A 22,309-nucleotide genomic window follows, 5' to 3' on the forward strand; every position below is an offset into this window, starting at 1 on the left:
CCTTTATGAAAATGAGGATTTATTTTTATAAAAAGGGATTAAATTTAACGCCATACTGGCGCCGATAATCACAATCCCTGCAAAAAAAAACTGCATGGGTGAGATCGTTTCACCCAACAGCAAATAAGCAATAAATGCGGTAGAAATCGGCATTAATAATTCAAGTACTTGGTAAGTAATGATACCTTGTTGCTGAATCACATGGAAAGTCAGTACCATGCCTGCCCCTATCGCATAAATACCGACTAAAATCAGGCTAACCAATAAGAACGTAGAAATCTGACTAAGTTCGGATAACTTGTCACTTTGTTGGCTGAATAAGAGGCTTAATATACCTGCAGTAAATGAGGTGAGAAAACTTAACGTGAAAACATTTATCTGATTATTAACGAATTTCACCATTAAGTTTTGCACGTTTCGGATTAAAATAGAGAGCAATAAGAAAAAAGACCCCAGTAGAAAATACTCTCCCACTTCGATCTGCTTTCCATACCATACAAAGCCCAATGCGCCTAAAATTGTCAATAAACTTCCGAACCAAAAGGTTTTGTTTTTGAGTCTTTGTCGTTCATCTTGAAAGAAAATCCCAGCGACCGCAATTCCAAAAGGCATCGCCAAAACACCTGAAACAGATGCTGTCACTGCATTCGTTAATGCCACACCTTTCAGCCAAAAGTACATATTGCCGCACATCATCACGCCCATCAGCACACCAATCAGGGCTAATTTAGGTGTTTCGATTAATTTACGGAAATCATAGCGATGCTTGAACCAAATTAATCCGAATAACACCAATCCGCCCACCGTAAACCGTACCCCATTATTGTTTAACGCATCAATATGTAGGCTGAAATAGCGAAGAAAGACAATGTTTAATCCAATCGCAAGTACATAAAGCAGATTAAGGATCAGGGGATTTTTTAACATAATCGGTATAAAATAACGAGAGATAAGCTATTTTAGCGGTAACCATAATAATTTCAAAATGAAAAGGGCGATATGAAACAATTTGATGCAATCATCATCGGTGCCGGAGCGGCAGGTTTATTTTGTGCGGCACAGCTCGGGCAAGGGGGAAAATCGGTGCTGGTGCTGGATAACGGCAAAAAAATCGGGCGAAAGATTTTAATGTCTGGCGGTGGATTTTGTAATTTCACCAATTTAGATGTCACTCCCAATCATTATATTTGCCAAAATCGCCATTTCGTCAAGTCGGCACTTGCCCGCTATACCAACTGGGATTTTATTTCGCTTGTGGCAAGCTACGGCATTTGTTATCACGAAAAAGAGTTGGGGCAACTGTTCTGCGATGAAAGTTCGCAACAGATTGTCGATCTGCTACAAGCCGAATGTGAAAAAGGCAACGTAGATATTCGGCTTCGACAAGCGGTCAGTTCCATCGAAAAATTTGCAAATTTTTTCCATATTCAGACCGCTTGTGAAAGCTATCAAACGGAAAATCTAATCATTGCCACAGGTGGTTTATCAATGGCTGGCTTAGGGGCAAGCCCATTCGGTTATAAAATTGCCGAGCAGTTTGGTATTCCCGTTATCCCTGTTCGTGCAAGCCTTGTGCCGTTTACTTGGAAAGAGAGCGATAAGATTTTTGCCTCCTTATCCGGTATCGCTTTACCCGTTAGCGTAAGCAACCGCAATAAAACCTTTAGCAATCAGATGTTGTTTACCCATCGTGGTTTATCTGGGCCTGCTATTCTACAAATTTCAAACTACTGGGATTTGGGTGAAACGGTGGAAATTGATTTACTGCCATCCGCCTCTATCCTTGATATTTTGAACGAACTGCGTCAATCTTCGCCGAAATTGCAGTTAAAAACCGTATTATCTCGCTATTTACCGAAAAAATTAGTCGAACTTTGGATTGAACAACAGATGATCAAAGATCAGATTATCGCTCAACTCAATAAAGCTGATCTTGCCTTTTTAGATCACTTTATTCATCACTGGCCGTTTTTACCTAATGGTACTGAAGGCTACCGTACCGCTGAAGTCACAATGGGCGGCGTTGATACCGATTATATTTCGTCCAAAACAATGGAAGTGAAAAACGTTCAGGGTTTATATTTTATCGGTGAAGTGCTTGATGTGACAGGCTGGCTCGGCGGCTATAATTTCCAATGGGCGTGGTCGTCGGCGTTTGCTTGTGCCGAAAGCATTTTAGAAAAGTAACAAGCGGTCAGATTAATAAAAAATGTGGTGATTTTAGGAATTAGTCCTGACAGTCCGCAAAAACTGACCGATTTTACCGATAAAAAGCACTTAATTTCATTCTGCTTTCCGAGCAGGATTATCAAGTCATATTGTATTATTAACGTAAAAATAGCTAAAAAAGTGACCACACTTTATTCGAAAAGGGGGATCCGATGTTTCATCTGAAAAAGCATTACTTTGACGGAATCGATCAACAGGGAAATTTATTTATCATTTACGATGCTGCTTTAACTATCGGCGGCATCTCCATCCCCTATTCATCCATTATTACTCAGCTTAACGGTAAAAACCTCGAACATCGGCGTTTAAGCCGTCTTAAAAGATCCGACGCCCAAATCAGACACAATAAGCTGAACTTCAACGGTAGTTGGCTGCCTTTAAGTCACATCTCACCGCTTACGTTATATCAACGGGGCAGGCGTCGTTTAATTTGGCATTGCCATACGGCAAAAGCGGATTTTGAATTGGAATTTGCACAACAAACTTATCGTGGGTTAGGCTATGCGGAAACCTTAGAAATGAATTTTGCACCATGGCTTCTTCCTATTAGCGAATTACGTTGGGGACGTTTTTTATCCGCCAACCACAGTATCGTTTGGATCGAATGGCTGGGGGAAACAACGCTGAAAAAACTGATTTGGAACGGAGAATTGATTAAAAATTTTGAAATCAACGATAACGTCTTATTAATTAAAGAAAAGCAACTGTCATTATATTTCCGCCGACCGATGATAATTAAGGATGAACCTTTAGTTAAAATTACCGAGCGTTTTAAATTCCTACGTTTTTTTATCAAAGAATCATTCCTGCAAAGCTGGGAAAGCAAGTGGAAAAGCGAGGCGGAACTGAGTGTTGCCAATCAAACGGAAAAAGGCTTTGCTTTATACGAGAGGGTATTATGGAAAAAATAAAAATTACACTGCAAAAAATTATTTATGGCGCCGTTTTTTGCCTCGGTTTGCCGTTGCTACTGGTGGTTTGGGCGCAACATACGGAAAGCAGCGTGCAGATCCCCGTTCCGCAATTTCCCTATTGGGGCTTAATATTGGCTTTGAGCGGTCTTGCTTTAATGCTTTGGGCGATGTTAGGTTTATGGAAACTAGGTCGCGGCTTGCCGATGAATGCCTTCCCGCCGCAAAATTATGTGACCCGCGGCGCTTACCGTCTGTTTCGTCATCCGATTTATACGGGAGCGGCGCTGATTTCTTTCGGATTATCTTTGTATTTTGATTCTTCCTCTGGATTTTGGTTGGTTTCACCGCTTTTTGTCTTGTTTATTGCGGCTTATGTATTAGGCTTCGAGCGGGAAATCATTGAAAAACATTTCCACAACCAACCCGAACAACACCGTACTTGGTTTGATTTGCCGTCAAACAGCTTACAAGCGCTCAATTTGCAACAAAAAAGTAGCCTGTTGCTGACCGTATTTTTGCCTTGGTTCGTGATTTACGAAGCCTTTATTTTTATCGGGAACGGTAAAGACGTATTTTTTACCGAGATCGCACTCGATCAGGCGGTTCCGTTTATCAGTTGGACGGTGCTGTTTTACATTGCACTCTATCCTTTGGCGCTGCTGTTACCGTTTATTCTGCCGACACAGCAACAGGCGCGTTCATTCGCTTTGCAAGCCTATACGGGGATGGCGCTCATTTTCTACTGCTATTTGGTTGTGCCTGCGGCGGTGGACTATCAACCGATCACCGACAACGATATTTTCACCCGCTTAATCAACTTGAACCGCGAAACGGACGGCGCCGTTGCAGCCCTTCCTTCTTTTCACGTCTTTTGGGCGTTAATGGTCGGTCGTTATTACGGACTTCGTTATAACCGTTACAGTGGCATTATATGGCTGTTCAGTGCTTTGATTGTGGTAAGCTGCCTGACCATCAAAAGCCATACGATTGCCGATGTATTATTCGGTATTATCGCTTATTGGCTCAGTCATTATCGTGTACCCGTATACCTTTATTTACTCCGTCTATGCGAAAATATTTCCAATTCGTGGCACGAATGGCGCAGAGGCAAAGTGCGGTTGATTAATCACGGATTTTATGCGGCAATCGGCGGATTTTGCGGGTTTCTGATTATGGGCTATTTTATGCCCGAGCAACTTTGGGTACTGTATGCTATCGGTATCGCGGGCTTTGTCGGAGCGGGATTATGGGCCCAATGGGTGGAAGGTTCGTCAATGTTACTACGTCCTTTCGGCTACTATGGCAGCGTGCTGGGGGTGATTTTCACGGTGATATTGATCGCGCTGTTTTCCGCAATCGACTTATGGCAGTTAATGGCGGTTGCCGCGCTTGCCGCCAGTCCGATTCAATTTTGGGGACGCTGCCGCTGCTTGGTGCAAGGTTGCTGCCACGGCAAACCGACACATATCGCCGGCATCCGTTTTTATCATCCGAAATCCAGAGTCAATAAACTGGCGGGTTGGCAAGGCAAAAATCTTTATCCGACCCAATTTTATTCGATGCTGGCAAACTTTTTTACTTTCTTTATTTTATGGCGTTTAACCACATTGGAAACATCCGCCGCCTTTATTGCCGGTATTTATTTGATTCTCAACGGCGCATTCCGTTTTGTGGAAGAGTCCCTACGTGGTGAACCGCAAACACCGTATTTTATCGGAATGCGCGTTTATCAATGGCTCGCCCTACTTTCTATTTTGAGCGGTATCGTTTTTACCTGCATACCTTCACCACCGTTAAGCGCCGGCGGACTAACACCGTCCCTATGGTTTAATGCCATGATTTATTTCATCATTATTCTATGCGTGTACGGTTTAGACTTCCCGTACAGCAACGCGAAGTTTTCAAGATTAACGCAGGAATAAAAATGAACTAAATACAAAGTACGGTCGGTTTTTCAATCGTTTTATCTAGGATAGCCTCTAAAAAATTTTGCAAATCCCATTTACTGTTTATAAAAACAGGTTTACTATATGCCTATACAGTATCTTGTATGGGTATTTTCTTATGCTAACTCAATTAACCATCAATAATTTTGCGATTGTTCGCCACCTAACCCTTGAATTAAACGAAGGAATGTCCGTCATTACAGGGGAAACTGGGGCGGGTAAGTCTATCGGTATTGACGCACTGGGCTTATGTTTAGGCTATCGTTCCGAAAGTTCGATGATCCGAAATGGTGCGGATAAAGCGGACATTTCGGCGACATTTTCAATGCAACCGAACAGCCCGGCGTATTTATGGTTAAAGGAACACGAGCTACTTGATGAAGATAACCCGCAAGAGTGCATTTTACGTCGAATGATCAATCAAGAAGGACGTTCCAAAGCCTTTGTAAATAATCACCCAATTCCTGTTTCACAACTACGAGAACTTGGGCAATACCTTATCCATTTGAATGGTCAGCACGCCCCGCAACTTCTACTAAAAAGTGATTACCAACTGGAATTAGTGGATAACTATGCGAATTTACATTTGTTGTTGGCGGAAATGGCAACACAATATCAAGGTTGGCGGAAACTATATAAACAGGTGCAAAATTTTCATCAACAATGCCAAGAAAATGAAGCTCGCAAGCAACTGTTGCAATATCAGGTGGATGAATTGGATGAATTTGCCATTAAAGAGGGGGAATTTGAACAATTAGAAGAAGAGCAGTCCCGCCTTGCAAATTCGGAACAGTTGACAGAATTATCCCAAGCAGTCGTAAATCGCTTGATTGATGATGAGATAAATGCGGATTCATTGATATATGGCGCAATTCGCGATTTGGAACAGCTTGCAGAAATCGATAGCCATTACCAATCGGCATTGGATATGCTTAATGACGCATTAATTCAAATTCAAGAAGCCGGTTCGGAAATCAATAGTCTGGCAAATCGGATTGAACAAGATCCGGAGCGCCTTGAAGAATTGGATGAGCGTATTGGCAAAGCTATGCAGCTTGCGCGCAAACATCATGTTTCGACCACAGAATTGCATCAACACCATTTAATTTTAAAAGCGGAATTACAGCAACTGCTTGATTTTGAAGATAATGAAGAGCAATTGATTATTGATGAGAAAAAAGCGTATCAAACTTGTATTGAGTTGGCTCGGCAGATTTATCAAAAGCGTGTTGAAGCAGGGCAAAAGCTTTCCGAGCAAGTGACTCAGCAGATTAAACAATTGGCTATGGAAAACGGAGAATTTTTTATTGAAGTAAAACACAACCCCGATAAATTATCAGCAAACGGTGCGGATTTTGTTGAATTCAATTTGCGCAGTAACCTTGGTCAGCAAGCTCAACCATTGGCAAAAATTGCGTCAGGCGGTGAGTTATCTCGGATTTCCCTTGCGGTGCAAGTCTTAACGGCGAATAAACTTTCAACACCAACGATTATTTTCGATGAAGTCGATGTTGGGATCAGCGGGCCAACCGCAACGGTTGTCGGCAGATTACTTCGTCAACTGGGTAAAAAATGCCAAGTGTTATGCGTGACTCATTTACCGCAAGTGGCAAGCCACGGTCATCATCACTTTAATGTACAGAAACAAATAGAAAATAATCAAACAGAAACCCGAATGAGTTTACTTACTCAACAAGAACGGGTAGGCGCTTTGGCAAGATTATTAGGCGGAACAACCATTACCGATGCCGTATTAGCCAATGCACAAGAAATGTTGAATTTGGTGGAAGTAGAATAAACAAGGTAGAATAGAAAGACATATAGATTTTATAAAAGTCCAAATTATCTTTTTTATTATGCAACTTGCCACCTTTTCATCAACCGAATCTGAACTACTTGATAAAGCCCGCTGGTTGGCGGGTTTTACTTTAAGTGAGATAGCCGGGCAACTTAACATACCGGTACCGCCGGATTTACGTCGTGATAAAGGTTGGGTAGGTATGTTGATTGAGACGGCCTTGGGCGCAAAAGCAGGCAGTAAAGCAGAACAAGATTTTGCCCATCTGAATATTGAACTTAAAACTATTCCGGTTAATGCACAAGGGGTTCCTCTTGAAACAACCTTTGTGAGTCTTGCACCTCTGACCCATAATCACGGTATTACTTGGCAAACCTCTCATGTTAAGCACAAATTACAACGGGTACTTTGGATCCCCGTTGAGGGTACGCGTACCATTCCCTTAAGCCAGCGCCATATTGGTCAACCGATTTTATGGTCGCCAACGGCAGATCAGGAAAAACAATTAAGACAAGATTGGGAAGAACTGATGGAGCTTATCGTATTAGGGCGATTAAATGAAATTAATGCCACTTTAGGTGAGGTTCTGCAACTGCGTCCGAAAGGGCGTAATAGCAAAGCGTTAGCCGGTGCAATTAATCGATATGGAGAAAAAATTCAATCTCTGCCGTTAGGTTTTTATTTACGCAAAAACTTTACCACAACGATTTTACAAAATTTTTTACATTCAGATCTTTAATTTCGGCATTGCTCCCTATATGATGTGCAATTTTTACAGAAACAGTAATCAGTTAATTCTTAGTTTAAGGACATTTTATGTTTGAATGGATAGCGAGCCCTGAAGCTTGGATCGCGCTCTTTACCTTAGCGGCACTGGAAATCGTGCTAGGTATTGATAATATTATTTTCATTAGTATTTTAGTTTCCCGTTTGCCTGAAAAACAGCGCCAATCGGCTCGTATTATCGGTCTTGGTTTGGCCATGGGAACCCGTATTTTACTACTGCTTTCTCTGGCATGGATAATGCGCTTGGTTGACCCGTTGTTCTCAATAATGGATAAACCGGTTTCCGGTCGCGACCTGATTTTAATTCTTGGTGGCTTATTCCTGATTGTGAAAAGTTTTATGGAGTTAATAGAGATAGTGAAAGGTGAAGAACACGGTGAACAAGGCAATGCAGCTAAAAAAGCCAATTATCTGATGATCTTAATACAAATTGCTATTTTGGATATTGTTTTCTCATTAGACTCGGTTATTACGGCGGTCGGTATGGCGGATGACATTCCGGTTATGGTAATTGCAATTATGATTGCGGTGGGTGTGATGATGTTTGCGGCAAAACCTATTGGTGATTTTGTGGATAATAATCCAACCATTAAAAATCTTGCGCTCGCCTTCTTAATTTTAATCGGTGTTGCGTTAGTCGGTGAAGGGTTTAATATTCACATTCCTAAATCAGCGATTTACACAGCGATGGGCTTCTCGGTAATTGTGGAATTCCTTAATATCACAATGCGTAAGAACCAAGCAAAACATCAAATTAAAGAGCAAGAATAATGTAAAATAAGCCCTCACATTGAGGGCTTTTTAATTTAAGGGGAATTATGTTACTTATTGATTTGGTCGGCTATGAATTGACTCAAGAAGAGCAAGAATTGCTTGAACATCCGCTCGTTTCAGGACTTATTTTATTTACTCGAAATTTTCACGATAAAGCGCAACTGCAGGCGTTGATTCAATCTGTTCGTCAACGGGTGAAAAAGCCATTACTAATTACCGTCGATCAAGAAGGTGGTCGGGTACAGCGTTTCCGTGAAGGATTTACCAAATTGCCTGCCATGCAATCTTTTTTACAATTAGACCGTTTGCAACTTGTTCAAGAAGCAGGCTGGCTGATGGCGGCTGAAATGTTTGCATTAGATATTGATTTAAGTTTTGCTCCGGTGCTGGATTTAGGACATTGTAGCAAAGCAATCGGCGATCGTTCATTTGGGGAAAATGTAGCCACAATGCTACCTGTCGCCGAAGCCTTTATTGACGGTATGCGAGAAATCGGTATGGCAACCACAGGTAAACATTTCCCTGGTCACGGTCACGTTATTGCCGACTCTCATCTTGAAACGCCCTTTGATGATCGTCCAAAAGAAACCATCTTTAATCAGGACATTCAGCCGTTTAAACAGCTGATCGCCAAAGGAAAATTATCGGCAATTATGCCTGCCCACGTTATTTACACCCAGTGTGACAGCCAACCTGCCAGTGGTTCAAGTTACTGGCTGAAAGAGATTTTACGCAAGCAGTTGCAATTTAACGGCGTGATTTTCTCTGATGATTTAGGAATGAAAGGCGCTGGGTTTATGGGGAACTATGTGGAACGAAGCGAGAAAGCCTTACAAGCTGGTTGTGATTTGTTGCTACTCTGCAACGAGCCTGATGGCGTGGTACAAGTGTTAGATAACCTGAAATATCAGCCTACCCCAACGCAGAAAGAACGCCACTTAAGCCTAATGAAACGCCGTTCGATCGGTTGGTCAGAACTGGAAGCCAGCCCACGTTGGCAACAGGCTCATCAACAGCTTGCTACACTTCAAGATCAATGGTTGGAATGGAAAACCCAGAATGCCTAAACTCAACTGCCACCATTTTGAACAGAACCGCTGCAATTCGTGCCAATGGCTTCATAAAAGCTATACCGAACAACTAGCAGAGAAAACCGTTGATCTCAAGCGGTTAGTTTCGCCTTATCTTTTGCAAAGCACGGAATTTTTACCTGCGGTTACATCGCCTTTGGCACATTTTCGTAACAAAGCCAAAATGGTGGTCACAGGAAGCGTTGAGCGTCCGATTTTAGGCATTTTAAACGACGACGGCACAGGAACGGATTTAACGGATTGTCCGCTTTATCCGCAAGCCTTTACGCCACTTTTCCCTATTCTGAAAACCTTTATTGGGCGTGCTGGGCTTGTGCCTTACAACGTGGCAAAAAAACGGGGCGAACTCAAATATATCTTGATTACCCAAAGTCAGTATAATCAATCTTTGATGATCCGCTTTGTGTTAAGAAGTGATCTAAAACGACCGCTTGTCGAGCGTGAATTGCCGATATTACTGGCTCAACTGCCTGAAAAATCGGTGGTGAGTCTGAATATACAACCGCAACATTCTGCGATTTTGGAAGGTGAACAAGAGATTTTTTTGACTGAGCAACAAATATTAGAAGAACGCTTTAATCAAATTCCGCTGTTTATTCGTCCTCAAGGTTTTTTCCAAACCAATCCTACAGTCGCCAGCCAACTTTATTACACGGCTCAAGCGTGGATAAAAGCGTTGCCGATTACGCAACTTTGGGATCTGTTCTGCGGTGTCGGGGGGTTTGGGCTACATTGTGCCAACACATTACAAGCCAACAATCCGAATGTGACACTCACGGGTATTGAGATTTCTGCCTCTGCCATCGCCAGTGCCACAAAATCCGCCCGACAGCTTGGCTTACAAAACGTCAAATTTGCCTCGTTAGACTCGGCTCAATTTGCCTTGAATGAACAAGGAACAACCCCCGATCTCGTGATTGTCAATCCGCCCAGACGGGGAATCGGCAAACCGTTAGCCGAATTTATCAATCAACTCGGTTCGCCTTACTTGATTTATTCCAGTTGTAATGCAGAAACCATGGCAAAAGATTTTGCCTCACTCAGCGATTATGAACTCAAAAAAGTCCGGTTATTTGATATGTTTCCCCATACGGCACATTATGAAACATTAACATTCTTAGTCAGAAAATCTTAACAAGCGGTCTTTTTTTGAGAAAAATTTGCAAATTAATCTGCCGAACCGACCGCTTGTAATGACTAAACTAAACCTTGTTTTAAACGTTCAAAATAGTTTTTGGTTTCTTCAATCACCACATGACGCAGTGCCACCAAGGCGACTAAGTTCGGGAACGCCATTAAGCCGTTAACGATATCGGCAATCGTCCAGATGGTATTTAAGTGGATAAACGGTGCCATCGCAATAAAGCCGATAAACGCCGTGCGATAGATTTTAATCCCTCGGGTTCTGCCGTTGGTTAAGTACACAAAACAGCGTTCGCCGTAATAACACCAGCCGAGAATCGTCGTATAGGCGAAAAAAATCAAACTGACGGTGACAATCACTGCGCCGATAGAACTGCCTAAACCTTCTGCAAAAGCGAGGTTGGTTAAGCCGGCTCCTGCGGTGGGGCCTGTCCAAACGCCAGTCATGACAATCACAAGCCCGGTCATTGAGCAGACAATAATCGTATCCAAAAATACACCGGTCATGGAGATCAGCCCTTGGCGTACAGGCTCTTTTGTGTGAGCCGCTGCCGCTGCAATCGGTGCGCTACCTAAACCCGCTTCATTGGAGAAAATACCACGTGCAACACCGGATTGAATCGCTTTTAAGACCGTAAAGCCAACAGCTCCGCCTAAAGCCGCTTGGGGATTGAACGCTGCTTCAACAATCAGTGTAATGGTCGCAGGGATTTTGTCGTAATTAATCGCTAAAATAAAAAGTGCGGCTAATACATAAGCAATTGCCATAAACGGCACGATAACCATCGAAATTTGGGAAATGCGTTTCACCCCGCCTAAAATAATGGCGGCGGTAATTAAGGTTAAAATGATCGCCGTGACGGAAATCGGTACATTAAAGGTATCATTAACGGCATGGGTAATCCCGTTGACTTGCGGAAAAGTCCCGACCCCGACCAGAGCCACCATAATCCCGAAAACCGCAAACAGTTTTGCCATCCATTTCCATTTTTGTCCCATTCCGAGTTCGATATAGTACATCGGTCCGCCTGCCATAAAGCCGTCTTTATCGCGGGTACGGAATTTCACTGCAAGCAGACATTCGGCATATTTGGTCGTCATGCCGAAAAGGGCGATAAGCCACATCCAGAACACCGCTCCGGGTCCGCCTGCTTGAATGGCGGTGGCGACCCCAACGATATTCCCCGTGCCGATAGTTGCTGCCAATGCGGTGGACAATGCACCAAAGGCGGAAATGTCCCCGGATTGATCGTTGCCTTTCTCTTTTTGGAAAATATAACTAAACGCACGTGGTAACTGAACGAATTGAAGGAGTTTGAGCCTTAATGTGAAATAAATACCGACACCGGCGACTAAAAGTAGCAGCGGCGGCCCCCAAACGATACCGTTGATTGTGCTAAGAATTGTGTCGATTGACATTGATAAGTTCCTCGTAAAAACGACTTACAAGGAAAGAAAAGACGGAAACAAGCGGTCACTTTTTGCTGATTTTTGACAAAAACGCACCGCTTGTATAGATAACTTTTCTCCCCTGTCCTTTTGCCTGAGCGTTTCACGGTTTTGCAAATTTTTGTTTAAATCAGACCGCTTGCGCCTTCGGCGTCCATTTTCTGCTGTGCAGATTGGATCTCTCCAAGGGTTCGTCCAATTAGCTGTCCTCGCTGTCGCACCTGAAAGAGTTTACCTCGTCGGTGTGGGGTTAATTCGCCCACTCTCCAGCTATCTTCATCCGAACATTCTTTTTAAATTAAAAAGAGGTGCGAATTCTAACAATTCTTTAGGGCGAGTCAATATCTTAAAAATCAAATAAGCCGAAGAAAGGCGATTGGTTGCAGGGAAATTGATCGGATTCAACAATTTCGCAGGGTAAGTTGGAGAAACGCGGATTTTTGCAAAATGTCAGGCGAAACAGACCGCTTGTATCAAAACAAAACCCCGGCAGTCCGCCGGGGTTTGGGTTATTATCGGATTAGATAACAGATTATTTTCCGTAGTAAGCTTTGGTCATAATCTCTTCCATGTCGGCCACCATCGCTAAGCGAGGGTTTGCCGGCGTACATTGGTCTTCAAACGCGTTGAGTGCTAATTCATGACGAGCTGCCAAGAAGGCTTTTTCATCAACGTTTTGATCTTTCAGTGCCATTTTTACACCGCAACGAACCGCAAGATCGTGAACCGCTTTCGCGAACGATTCTACACCTTCAGCCGGTGTTGCTGCCGGTAAGCCTAACATTTTTGCAATGTCTTGGTAGCGAACATCCGCCACATAATCGGTATATTTCGGCCATGTTGCGACTTTCGTCGGACGGGTACCGTTATAACGGATGACGTGCGGGAGAAGAATCGCATTGGTACGACCGTGAACGGTATGGAATTTACCGCCGATTTTGTGTGCCATTGAGTGACAGATGCCTAGGAAGGCGTTAGCAAATGCCATCCCTGCCATGGTTGAGGCGTTGTGCATTTTTTCACGGGCGACTTCATCAAATTCTTTGACGGATTTTTCAAGATTTTCAAACACCAATTTGATTGCTTGTAATGCCAAACCATCGGTGTAGTCGTTCGCGAGAATAGACACGTAAGCTTCCGTCGCATGCGTTAACACGTCCAAACCGGTATCGGCGGCAACGTGTGACGGTACGGACATAACCAGTGCCGGGTCAACGATTGCTACGGTCGGTGTGAGCGAGTAGTCGGCTAACGGATATTTAATATCGCCGTCGGTGATGACCGCAAACGGTGTAACTTCGGAACCTGTACCGGATGTTGTCGGAATACCGACGAATTTCGCTTTACGGCCTAATTGCGGGAATTTGAACGCACGTTTACGGATATCCATGAATTTTTGGACTAAGTCACGGAAATCTACCTCAGGTTGTTCATAGAATAACCACATGACTTTTGCCGCATCCATCGGAGAACCGCCGCCGAGTGCGATAATGGTATCCGGTTGGAAGCTGCGCATTAACTCCGTACCGCGACGTACGGTTTCAATGCTTGGGTTCGGTTCGACATCAGCGAACAATTGGTAAGTGACTTTGTTGCGACGTAAACGTAATTGCTCGGTAATTCTGTCGACAAAGCCTAAATCCACCATGGAACGGTCTGTGATGATCATCACTTTTTCCGCATCTTTCATGGATTTAAGGTATTGAATCGAATCACGTTCAAAGTAGATTTTGGATGGAACTTTAAACCATTGCATATTATTTCTCCGTCTGCCCACACGTTTAATATTTAAGAGATTGACTGCACTGACGTTGTTGCCTACAGAGTTTTTACCGTAAGAACCGCATCCTAACGTGAGAGACGGGAGGAAGGAGTTATAGACGTCACCGATACCGCCGAAGGTTGACGGTGAGTTCCAAATAACGCGGATAGCTTTAACACGTTTACCGAATTCTTTTGCCAATTCTTTATTTTGTGTATGGATTGCCGCCGAGTGACCTAAACCGTGGAAGTTCACCATGGCTTCGGAAAGCGCCAAGCCGTGTTCGGTAGAGTCGGATTTTAATAAGGCTAGCACCGGTGAGAGTTTTTCACGGGTAAGAGGTTCAAGCTCACCGACTTCTTTACATTCGGCCAACAGGATATTGGTGTTTGCCGGAACGGTAAAACCGGCTTGTTCGGCAATCCAAGCAGCCGCTTTACCTACCACGGCGGCATTTAATTTAGCTCCTGAGCAGCTGGCTTTATCCGCTTTATCAACACCGAAAATATATTTCTCAAGTAATGCTTTCTCTTTTTTATTGACGAGGTAAACACCGTAAGATTGCATTTCTTTCACAAATTCGTCATAGACTTCTTTGTCGACAATAGCTGCTTGTTCAGAGGCGCAAATCATACCGTTGTCGAATGATTTGGACATGACGATATCGTAAACCGCTTGTTTGACTTTGGCGGTTTTTTCGACATAGGCAGGGACGTTACCCGCACCGACCCCTAACGCCGGTTTACCGCATGAATATGCCGCTTCTACCATAGCGTTACCGCCGGTAGCAAGAATAGTGGCGATACCCGGATGTTTCATCAACGCCGATGTTCCCTCCATTGATGGAGTTTTAATCCATTGGACGCAGTTTTTTGGAGCGCCGGCAGCGACAGCCGCATCATAAACGATTTGCGCCGCATGGGCTGAACATTGTTGTGCGGAAGGGTGGAAAGCAAAGACAATAGGGTTACGGGTTTTGAGAGCGATTAACGCTTTGAAAATCGTGGTAGAGGTCGGATTAGTTGTCGGGGTAATACCACAAACAACACCGACAGGATCTGCAATTTCGGTAATACCGGTGACATCATCTTCACTAATAACCCCTGCGGTTTTTAAATGGCGCATATTATTCACCACATATTCACAGGCAAACAGGTTTTTCGTCGCTTTATCTTCAAATACACCGCGACCGGTTTCCTCTACTGCGTGTAAAGCAAGAACGCCGTGCTTATCGAGTGCCGCAACGGATGCTTTCGCGACGATATAATCTACTTGTTCCTGATTTAATTGGCGAAATTCTTCTAACGCCACTAAACCTTTTCCGACAAGTTCGTTTACTTCAGCTTGAGCATCGTACGGTTGTACAGATTTTGCATTTTGAGCCATAGTAGTTTTCCTCTCGTGATTAATTTTAACTAGGTTAATTATTACTCATTTGGAGTAATTTTACTTCTTAATTCATACGCTCTTTACGCTATTTGTGATCTACATCAAGTTTTTGATAACAGTTATCATCTTTGCAAAGTGAATGAAACAATTCGGCAACATTAATGAAAAAATTAAAACAGGAAAAATACGGAATCTTTGGCAGAACAAACAAATAGTGGTAGGATATTAAGAATTTTCATGCAATACAAAGCAATATAATTAATGAAAGAAGTTTTAAGAATAGCAACACGTCAAAGTCCTCTCGCGTTATGGCAAGCTAATTTTGTAAAAAATGCTTTGGAACAACGTTTTCCGCATTTGTCGGTTGAATTAGTTACGATGGTCACCAAAGGCGATATTATTCTGGATACACCTCTTGCTAAAATTGGTGGTAAAGGTCTTTTTGTAAAAGAACTTGAATCAGCGTTATTGGAAGGGCGAGCCGATTTAGCTGTGCATTCAATGAAAGATGTGCCGATGGAGTTTCCTCAAGGTTTAGGTTTAGCCGTGATTTGTGAACGGGAGGACCCCCGCGATGCATTTGTTTCAAATCATTACGCTAGTTTGGATGAACTCCCTGAAGGTGCGGTGGTCGGAACTTCTAGCTTACGTCGTCAATGTCAATTGGTTTCAGCCTATCCGCATTTACAAGTAAAATCATTACGCGGCAATGTCGGTACGCGTTTAAATAAACTGGATAATCGGGAGTATGATGCGATTATTCTTGCTGCGGCAGGTTTAATTCGTTTGGGGTTACAACAACGTATCCGTAGTTTTATTCCGATAACACAATCGTTACCCGCCGCCGGACAAGGAGCTGTGGGAATTGAGACTCGTATTGACGACAAACACGTGCTAGAGTACGTAAATGCATTAAATCATCCACAAACGGCTTGTTGTGTTATTGCTGAGCGAGCGATGAATAAACGTTTACAAGGTGGATGTCAAGTACCTATCGGGGGATTTGCACAATTAGACGGAGATGAAATCAGTTTGAATGCCTTGGTTGGTTCATTAGACGGTTCAACCATTATTCGAGCAAGTGGTACAGCTAAAGTACAGGCTGCGGAGCAGCTTGGAATTTCGATTGCAGAACAGCTTTTAATCCAAGGTGCGGATAAAATTTTGCAGGATATTTACCGACAATAATTAAGATGAATGTATTAGTGACGCGTCCGGATCTTCGTGGCAAAAATTTGGTGGAAATGCTGGCAGAAAGACATATTTTTGCTATTCATCAACCCTTATTCACAATAGAAGCCGGTAGAGAATTATTACAATTACCTTCGTATTTATCTCGCCTTAACGCAGGAGACTATGTTTTTGCCGTTTCTAAAAATGCGATAGATTTTGCAGATGAAGCATTAAAGCAGACAGGATTTTCTTGGCGGAGCGATGTAAATTATTTTGCGATAGGGCAAGCTTCCGCTAATTATTTTTCATCAACGATAGAATATGCAGTACGTTACCCGATACAATCCGAAAACAGCGAAGGCTTATTGGAGCTACCTGAAATGCATCATTTATCCGGTAAAAATATTGTGATATTAAGGGCCGATTCAGGCAGAGAGCTATTTTCGGAACAAGCTATTATACGCGGAGCAAATGTACAACCTATTGAATGCTATCAGCGTATCATGGTTGATAATGATTTAAGCGAGCAGATCAGTTTATCCAAGAGAGCAGGCGTCGATACAATTGTCATTACCAGCGGTGATATTTTAAAAATATTAGTAGAGCAGGTTGCGGATAATGATCGTGAATGGTTAATGCAATGCCGGCTTGTCGTTGTCGGGCAAAGGATCGCAAGGTTAGCGAAAACGTTGAAATGGAATGCGGATAAAATTAGAATTTCAGAAAAGGCGGATAATCATAGTTTGCTTGAAACGCTTTTAAGTCATAGAGAATTTTAAACTTAGAATAGGTGGGAGCTATGTCAAAACAGGGTAAAAAGAAAGAGACAGTCGATGCAGTAGAGCAAGCGGTAGAGACGGTGGATACTGCTTTACCGGAGGAAATCGGTTCGGAACAAGCGGTCAGTTCTTCCCAAAAATTTGCAAATCAATCCGAGGAATCCGTTGAGTCTGAAGTGACTAAGGATATCGACGCTGATACACCTTACTCTAAAGCTAAGCAGGAAGAGCCGAAACAGAAATCCGGCGGTAAGGCGATTGCGATATTGGCATTACTCGTTGCATTAGGTATCGGTGGTGCCGGTCATTTTCTTACTAATGGTAAATTTGCAGCGGTGGAACAGCAAATCGGTGCATTAAATAATCAAGTATCACAAATCAAAGCGACACCGCCGGCTACGGTTGAACTGCCTGCGTTTGATGCTGAAAAAGTACAGATCGCACAGCTTGAAACTGCAAGCCAACAATTCGTTGAACGGATCTCTCAATTAGAACGTGAACAATCCATCTATACTCAGCAAATCAATAACTTACAATCTCAAATTCAAAAATTAGGTTCAAGTCCGAAGGCAGAGCCAACGGCTTGGTTATTGTCTGACGCGGATTTTTTACTTAATAACGCTTTGCGTAAAATGGTATTGGATAATGATATTGATACGACGAGAAGTTTATTAATTGAAGCCGATACCGTGTTAAGCCAAGTGGCAGAACCGGCTATTTTACCTATTCGTGATGCGATTAAAGCCGATTTGAATCAACTGGCGAGTTTAAATAAGGTTGACCAAAATAACTTAATGCAAAGACTTGCTCAGTTGGCGAACTTAGTTGACGATATGCCAATGGTTGACGATGAAGGGCAAGAAAGTTCATTACAAACGAGCGAAGTGAGTTCTTCCATTGATGATTGGCAACAAAATATTGAAAAAAGCGCAGATTCTTTCTTAAGTCATTTTATTCGGATCAGCGATAAAGGCGGTATAAACGACAAAGTTTTTATTGCACCGAATCAAGAAATTTATTTACGTGAAAATATTCGCTTGCGTTTACAAATTGCTATTTTGACAATTCCTCGCCAGCAAAATGAACTGTATAAACAATCTCTTGAAGCGGTAAGTACGTGGGTAAGAAGTTATTTTGATGTACAAAATGAAAATGTAAAAAACTTCTTAAATGAAGTGGATGATTTAATTGAGCAATCAATCTATATTGATGCGCCGAATCGTTTACACAGTTTGTCGCTGTTGGATCAATTATTGAATAAAACGCCGAAGCTGGTGAGTAAAATCCAAATTGAAGAAGAGAAATCTCTAGAGCAGTTGAAAATTGAAAAATCTGCTGAAACACCTTCTCAAGAAACTAATACCGAGTCGGCTCAGCCTCAAGCCGAACAACAATCGCAAACAGCACAATAGGAGATAGATTATGTTTCGAGTTCTCTTTTTAATGCTACTTGTTCTACTTGGTTTGATTGTCGGACCTTATATTGCCGGTCATCAAGGATCTGTTCGTATTGAAACGGATAGCAAAATTATTGAGATGAGCTTAGTCATGCTTATCGTTTTTTTTGCTCTTGCCATGGCGGCTGTTTATGCAATTGAGTGGGTTGTGACTTACCTTTTACGCTTAAGTCGAGATTCTTACCAATGGTTTGGTAATCGTAAACGTAAAAAGGCACAACAACAAACTCTGGAAGGTTTGATGAAAATGACTGAAGGCGATTATTCAAAAGCGGAGAAGTTAATTGGTAAGAATGCCAAACATTCTGACGAGCCTGTATTAAATTTCATTAAAGCAGCAGAGGCAGCTCAACAGCGTGGTGATGAGTTAAGTGCAAATAAATACCTTATTGAAGCAGCAAAAATTGCTGGTCCGAATAGTGTAGCGGTAGAGCTTGCCCGTACGCGTATTTTATTGCAGCAGAATAAATTGCCTGCAGCCCGTAGTACTGTAGATAGCCTTTTAGAACTTGCACCTAATAATACAGATGCATTACGTTTGGCGATCGAGATTTATCAAAAATCGAAAGCTTTTAAAGCATTAGACGACGTACTTGAAAATATCGGTCAACGTAGCTTTTTATCCGATAAAGAATATGAGCAGCTTGAACATAAAGTTGATGACGGTTTATTGGATGAAGTTCAAAATGAAGAAGGGCAAGAAGGGTTACTAAAATGGTGGGATAATCAACCGAGTCGCCGCCGTCGTTCCATTTATACTCGAGTCGGTCTCATTAAGCGTTTAATTGATAGTGGTGATCATGAGTCAGCAGAACATATTGCACTTGAAACATTGAAGAAATATGAAGATGAGCAACTTACTTTATTATTTAAACAGTTTACTCGTTTGCAGGCGGATGAGGATGGTAAGTTAGTAAAAGTATTAGTGAAACGCGGTGAGAAAGCATCTAATAATTATACTGATGATTATGCTCGTTCACTAGGTTATATCTATGCCCGTAGTGGTTTGTTTGATAAGGCTAAACCGTATTTCGTACAATTACTTGATCATCATGAATGTGAGATAAACGATCGTATTATGGCGCTTTATGTTGCGGAACAGACCCATGATAAGATTTTTGCTGATAGATTACGCGAAGAAAACCTGAAAGAGGTAAATGTGGAAGCGAAAAAGAATGAAGAAATATTAGCTTTACCTAATAACGCTGAGTAATTAAAATAAGAAAATCCTACTATTAGAGTAGGATTTTTTATTTAATTTACAAAATAAAAAGTCGAATTAAATAATAATTCAGCTTTTTTATAATTAATATTTTTGCTTCAGATTATTCAAGGCAATTAAACCTTTATCACAACTTTTTTCTTGCATTGCTATATCCATTTTGAGGATCTGCTGCTTAGAGGTAGATAACTTATTCTTCATTTTCTCAACCTGAGTATGAGTTCCTGGCTGTTTTTCTGCTCCGGCGATCAAATTATCAATTTCTTTAAACATTTGTTGACACTGTTGAGGTAATTTACCTGAAGACTGTGTTTTAGCAATAGAAAGTGATGATGTCTTAAGTTCAGTTGCAGAAACGTTTGCTGCAATAACCAGAAGCCCACTTGTAATTACTATCGAACGGAAGAGCTTTGTCGTCATAATTTTCCTTGTAGTTAATAATTGGCTAACTTACCCCTTTGTAAACGGCTGGATCCTAGCAAAAAGTCTGGGCGGTGTCACTATCTATTTGCTTAAATTTGATTGAATCATGAACAAAAATTACTTGTTATAGATAATTGTTTTTTTGATATTATTTTTTAATAAAATTAACAAAAATTTAAAATATTGACCTAAATCAATAGATAACTGATGAAAAATTAACAAAAATTAAATATTTAACAAGAAAATGTGATTAATGTAATAATTTTGCTATTTTTAAATTAGGCTTTTACGAGTAAAATAGTACATTGACATTTAGGTATATCGTAACTGTTTTTATGCCTAGTCAAGTTTATTGGGGTGATTACTTGCTTATCTTGTAATCGATAGTTCAGACTTGTATATAAAGAGGTTTGAGATGTTAGACGTTGTTGAACTCTCACGTTTGCAGTTTGCTTTAACTGCTCTCTATCACTTCTTATTTGTACCGCTTACATTAGGTCTTTCTTTCGTGCTTGTTGTGATGGAAACACTTTATGTGACTACAGGTAAAGAAGTGTATAAAGATATGACAAAGTTCTGGGGTAAGTTATTTGGTATTAACTTTGCTCTCGGTGTAACAACTGGTATTACAATGGAATTCCAGTTTGGTATGAATTGGTCATATTATTCTCACTACGTAGGTGATATTTTTGGTGCTCCATTAGCAATTGAAGGCCTAATGGCATTCTTCTTAGAATCTACTTTCATTGGTCTTTTCTTTTTTGGTTGGGATCGTTTATCAAAAGGTAAACACTTATTAGCAACCTATTTAGTTGCTTTTGGTTCTAACTTCTCTGCAATGTGGATCTTAGTTGCTAACGGTTGGATGCAAAACCCAATAGGTTCAGAGTTTAACTTTGAAACTATGCGTATGGAACTTGTTAGCTTCTCTGAACTCGTATTAAACCCTGTTACACAGTCTAAATTCTTACATACAGTAACTGCGGGTTACACTTGTGGTGCGGTGTTTGTGTTGGGTATCAGCGCTTACTATATTTTAAAAGGTCGTGATTTAGGATTCGCTAAACGTTCATTTTCTGTAGGTGCTAGTTTTGGTTTAATGGCAATTATTGCGGTACTCGTAATGGGTGATGAATCCGGCTATGAGATCGGTAAGACCCAACCGGTTAAATTAGCTGCAATGGAAGGTGAATTTGAAACTCATCCTGCTCCGGCAGCTTGGAATGTAGTTGTAATTCCAAACACAGCAGAAATGAAAAATGAATTTGCGATTTCAATTCCTTATGCTGCAGGTATCATTGCAACTCGTTCTTTAACTAAGGAAATCAAGGGATTAAAAGATCTTCGTGCTGAAAATGTTGACAGAGTTCGTAACGGTATTGTTGCTTATGGATTATTAGAAAAACTTCGTTCAGGTAACTATACGGCAGAAGACAAAGAAGCATTTAAAGCCGTACAACATGATCTTGGCTTTGGTTTGTTATTGAAAGCTTATACAGATAAAGTAGTTGATGCGACAGAAGAACAAATTCAAAAAGCCGCTTCAGATACTATCCCTAATGTGGGGCCGACTTTCTGGGCATTCCGTATCATGATGGCCTCCGGTGGTTTAATGCTATTGCTCATTTTGACTGCATTTGTACAAAATGTACGTGGAACAGTGGGCTCTAAACCTCTTGTGCTGAAAGCATTATTATGGGGGCTCCCTCTTCCATGGATTGCGATTGAAAGTGGCTGGTTCTTAGCAGAATATGGTCGTCAACCATGGGCAATTTATAATATGTTACCGACAGGTGTCTCGAATTCTGCATTAACCACAACGGATCTTTGGATTGCAATCGGACTGTTGTGTGGATTATATACACTATTCTTAGTGGTTGAAATGTATTTAATGTTCAAATATGGCCGTTTAGGTCCAAGTTCATTGAAAACAGGTCGTTATCACTTTGAACAATCTACGAAATAAGTAGGAGT

17 protein-coding genes, 1 pseudogene and 1 riboswitch are annotated in these 22,309 nt (G+C 41.7%); of the genes and pseudogenes, 14 read left to right on the top strand and 4 right to left on the bottom strand.

What is annotated here, in order from left to right:
• Positions 1 to 3: 3 nt before the first annotated feature.
• Positions 4 to 927 carry a DMT family transporter gene (locus tag ACEYJ7_RS06195; protein WP_373778210.1) on the bottom strand — a complete coding sequence of 308 codons (924 nt, stop codon included), beginning with the start codon at positions 925 to 927 and terminating at the stop codon, positions 4 to 6.
• 72 nt (positions 928 to 999) lie between these two features.
• On the opposite strand from ACEYJ7_RS06195, the gene ACEYJ7_RS06200 reads away from it, so the two are divergent.
• The 9 genes and pseudogenes from ACEYJ7_RS06200 to rlmC all read left to right on the top strand — a co-directional run bounded on the left by ACEYJ7_RS06200 (position 1,000) and on the right by rlmC (position 10,673).
• Positions 1,000 to 2,187, top strand: coding sequence for an NAD(P)/FAD-dependent oxidoreductase (locus tag ACEYJ7_RS06200; RefSeq protein WP_373778211.1), 1,188 nt, complete (start codon positions 1,000 to 1,002; stop codon positions 2,185 to 2,187).
• A 24-nt stretch (positions 2,188 to 2,211) separates the two neighbouring features.
• A pseudogene (locus ACEYJ7_RS06205) lies at positions 2,212 to 2,315 on the top strand (thioredoxin-dependent thiol peroxidase); the annotation flags it as partial.
• Between the two features lie 66 nt (positions 2,316 to 2,381).
• Positions 2,382 to 3,140, top strand: coding sequence for a hypothetical protein (locus ACEYJ7_RS06210; RefSeq protein WP_373778212.1), 759 nt, complete (start codon positions 2,382 to 2,384; stop codon positions 3,138 to 3,140).
• Positions 3,128 to 5,065, top strand: coding sequence for a prolipoprotein diacylglyceryl transferase family protein (locus ACEYJ7_RS06215; RefSeq protein WP_373778213.1), 1,938 nt, complete (start codon positions 3,128 to 3,130; stop codon positions 5,063 to 5,065). The genes ACEYJ7_RS06210 and ACEYJ7_RS06215 overlap by 13 nt, the downstream gene beginning before the upstream one ends.
• Positions 5,066 to 5,207: 142 nt before the next feature.
• A complete protein-coding gene (recN, locus tag ACEYJ7_RS06220) occupies positions 5,208 to 6,887 on the top strand; it encodes a DNA repair protein RecN (protein WP_373778214.1) in 1,680 nt (559 codons plus the stop codon).
• 58 nt (positions 6,888 to 6,945) lie between these two features.
• Entirely contained in the window at positions 6,946 to 7,626 is a 681-nt protein-coding gene (gene mutH, locus ACEYJ7_RS06225; protein ID WP_373778215.1) for a DNA mismatch repair endonuclease MutH, read from the top strand.
• 77 nt (positions 7,627 to 7,703) lie between these two features.
• A complete protein-coding gene (locus ACEYJ7_RS06230; protein ID WP_373778216.1) occupies positions 7,704 to 8,444 on the top strand; it encodes a TerC family protein in 741 nt (246 codons plus the stop codon).
• 47 nt (positions 8,445 to 8,491) lie between these two features.
• Positions 8,492 to 9,514 carry a beta-N-acetylhexosaminidase gene (gene nagZ / locus ACEYJ7_RS06235; RefSeq protein WP_373778217.1) on the top strand — a complete coding sequence of 341 codons (1,023 nt, stop codon included), beginning with the start codon at positions 8,492 to 8,494 and terminating at the stop codon, positions 9,512 to 9,514.
• Positions 9,507 to 10,673 carry a 23S rRNA (uracil(747)-C(5))-methyltransferase RlmC gene (gene rlmC, locus ACEYJ7_RS06240; protein ID WP_373778218.1) on the top strand — a complete coding sequence of 389 codons (1,167 nt, stop codon included), beginning with the start codon at positions 9,507 to 9,509 and terminating at the stop codon, positions 10,671 to 10,673. Before nagZ ends, rlmC begins: the two co-directional genes overlap by 8 nt.
• Before the next feature lie 62 nt (positions 10,674 to 10,735).
• Here rlmC and ACEYJ7_RS06245 read toward each other — a convergent pair whose 3' ends face one another.
• Together ACEYJ7_RS06245 and adhE are read right to left on the bottom strand one after the other, a co-directional pair.
• Positions 10,736 to 12,100, bottom strand: coding sequence for an alanine/glycine:cation symporter family protein (locus ACEYJ7_RS06245; protein WP_373778219.1), 1,365 nt, complete (start codon positions 12,098 to 12,100; stop codon positions 10,736 to 10,738).
• Between the two features lie 102 nt (positions 12,101 to 12,202).
• Positions 12,203 to 12,327: riboswitch (glycine riboswitch) on the bottom strand.
• 335 nt (positions 12,328 to 12,662) lie between these two features.
• On the bottom strand, positions 12,663 to 15,278 hold the full coding sequence (adhE, locus tag ACEYJ7_RS06250; RefSeq protein ID WP_373778220.1) for a bifunctional acetaldehyde-CoA/alcohol dehydrogenase: 2,616 nt from the start codon (positions 15,276 to 15,278) through the stop codon (positions 12,663 to 12,665).
• A gap of 264 nt (positions 15,279 to 15,542) precedes the next feature.
• On the opposite strand from adhE, the gene hemC reads away from it, so the two are divergent.
• Genes hemC through ACEYJ7_RS06270 form a run of 4 tightly spaced genes read left to right on the top strand, consistent with a single transcriptional unit; the run spans position 15,543 to position 19,903 of the window.
• Positions 15,543 to 16,469: a hydroxymethylbilane synthase gene (gene hemC, locus ACEYJ7_RS06255; protein ID WP_373778221.1), complete on the top strand. Its 927-nt coding sequence runs from the start codon at positions 15,543 to 15,545 to the stop codon at positions 16,467 to 16,469.
• Between the two features lie 5 nt (positions 16,470 to 16,474).
• A complete protein-coding gene (locus tag ACEYJ7_RS06260) occupies positions 16,475 to 17,233 on the top strand; it encodes a uroporphyrinogen-III synthase (RefSeq protein ID WP_373778222.1) in 759 nt (252 codons plus the stop codon).
• Between the two features lie 20 nt (positions 17,234 to 17,253).
• Positions 17,254 to 18,645 carry a uroporphyrinogen-III C-methyltransferase gene (locus ACEYJ7_RS06265; protein WP_373778223.1) on the top strand — a complete coding sequence of 464 codons (1,392 nt, stop codon included), beginning with the start codon at positions 17,254 to 17,256 and terminating at the stop codon, positions 18,643 to 18,645.
• 10 nt (positions 18,646 to 18,655) lie between these two features.
• Complete coding sequence (locus tag ACEYJ7_RS06270; protein WP_373778224.1) at positions 18,656 to 19,903, top strand: heme biosynthesis protein HemY; 1,248 nt, start codon at positions 18,656 to 18,658, stop codon at positions 19,901 to 19,903.
• A gap of 93 nt (positions 19,904 to 19,996) precedes the next feature.
• Here ACEYJ7_RS06270 and ACEYJ7_RS06275 read toward each other — a convergent pair whose 3' ends face one another.
• A complete protein-coding gene (locus ACEYJ7_RS06275) occupies positions 19,997 to 20,332 on the bottom strand; it encodes a DUF5339 domain-containing protein (RefSeq protein ID WP_373778225.1) in 336 nt (111 codons plus the stop codon).
• 418 nt (positions 20,333 to 20,750) lie between these two features.
• Between ACEYJ7_RS06275 and ACEYJ7_RS06280 the strand changes: the two genes are divergently transcribed.
• Positions 20,751 to 22,301: a cytochrome ubiquinol oxidase subunit I gene (locus ACEYJ7_RS06280; RefSeq protein WP_373778259.1), complete on the top strand. Its 1,551-nt coding sequence runs from the start codon at positions 20,751 to 20,753 to the stop codon at positions 22,299 to 22,301.
• Positions 22,302 to 22,309 lie beyond the last annotated feature (8 nt).

Origin of the sequence: Glaesserella sp. (assembly GCF_041814905.1) — a bacterium.
Classification (GTDB): domain Bacteria; phylum Pseudomonadota; class Gammaproteobacteria; order Enterobacterales; family Pasteurellaceae; genus Glaesserella.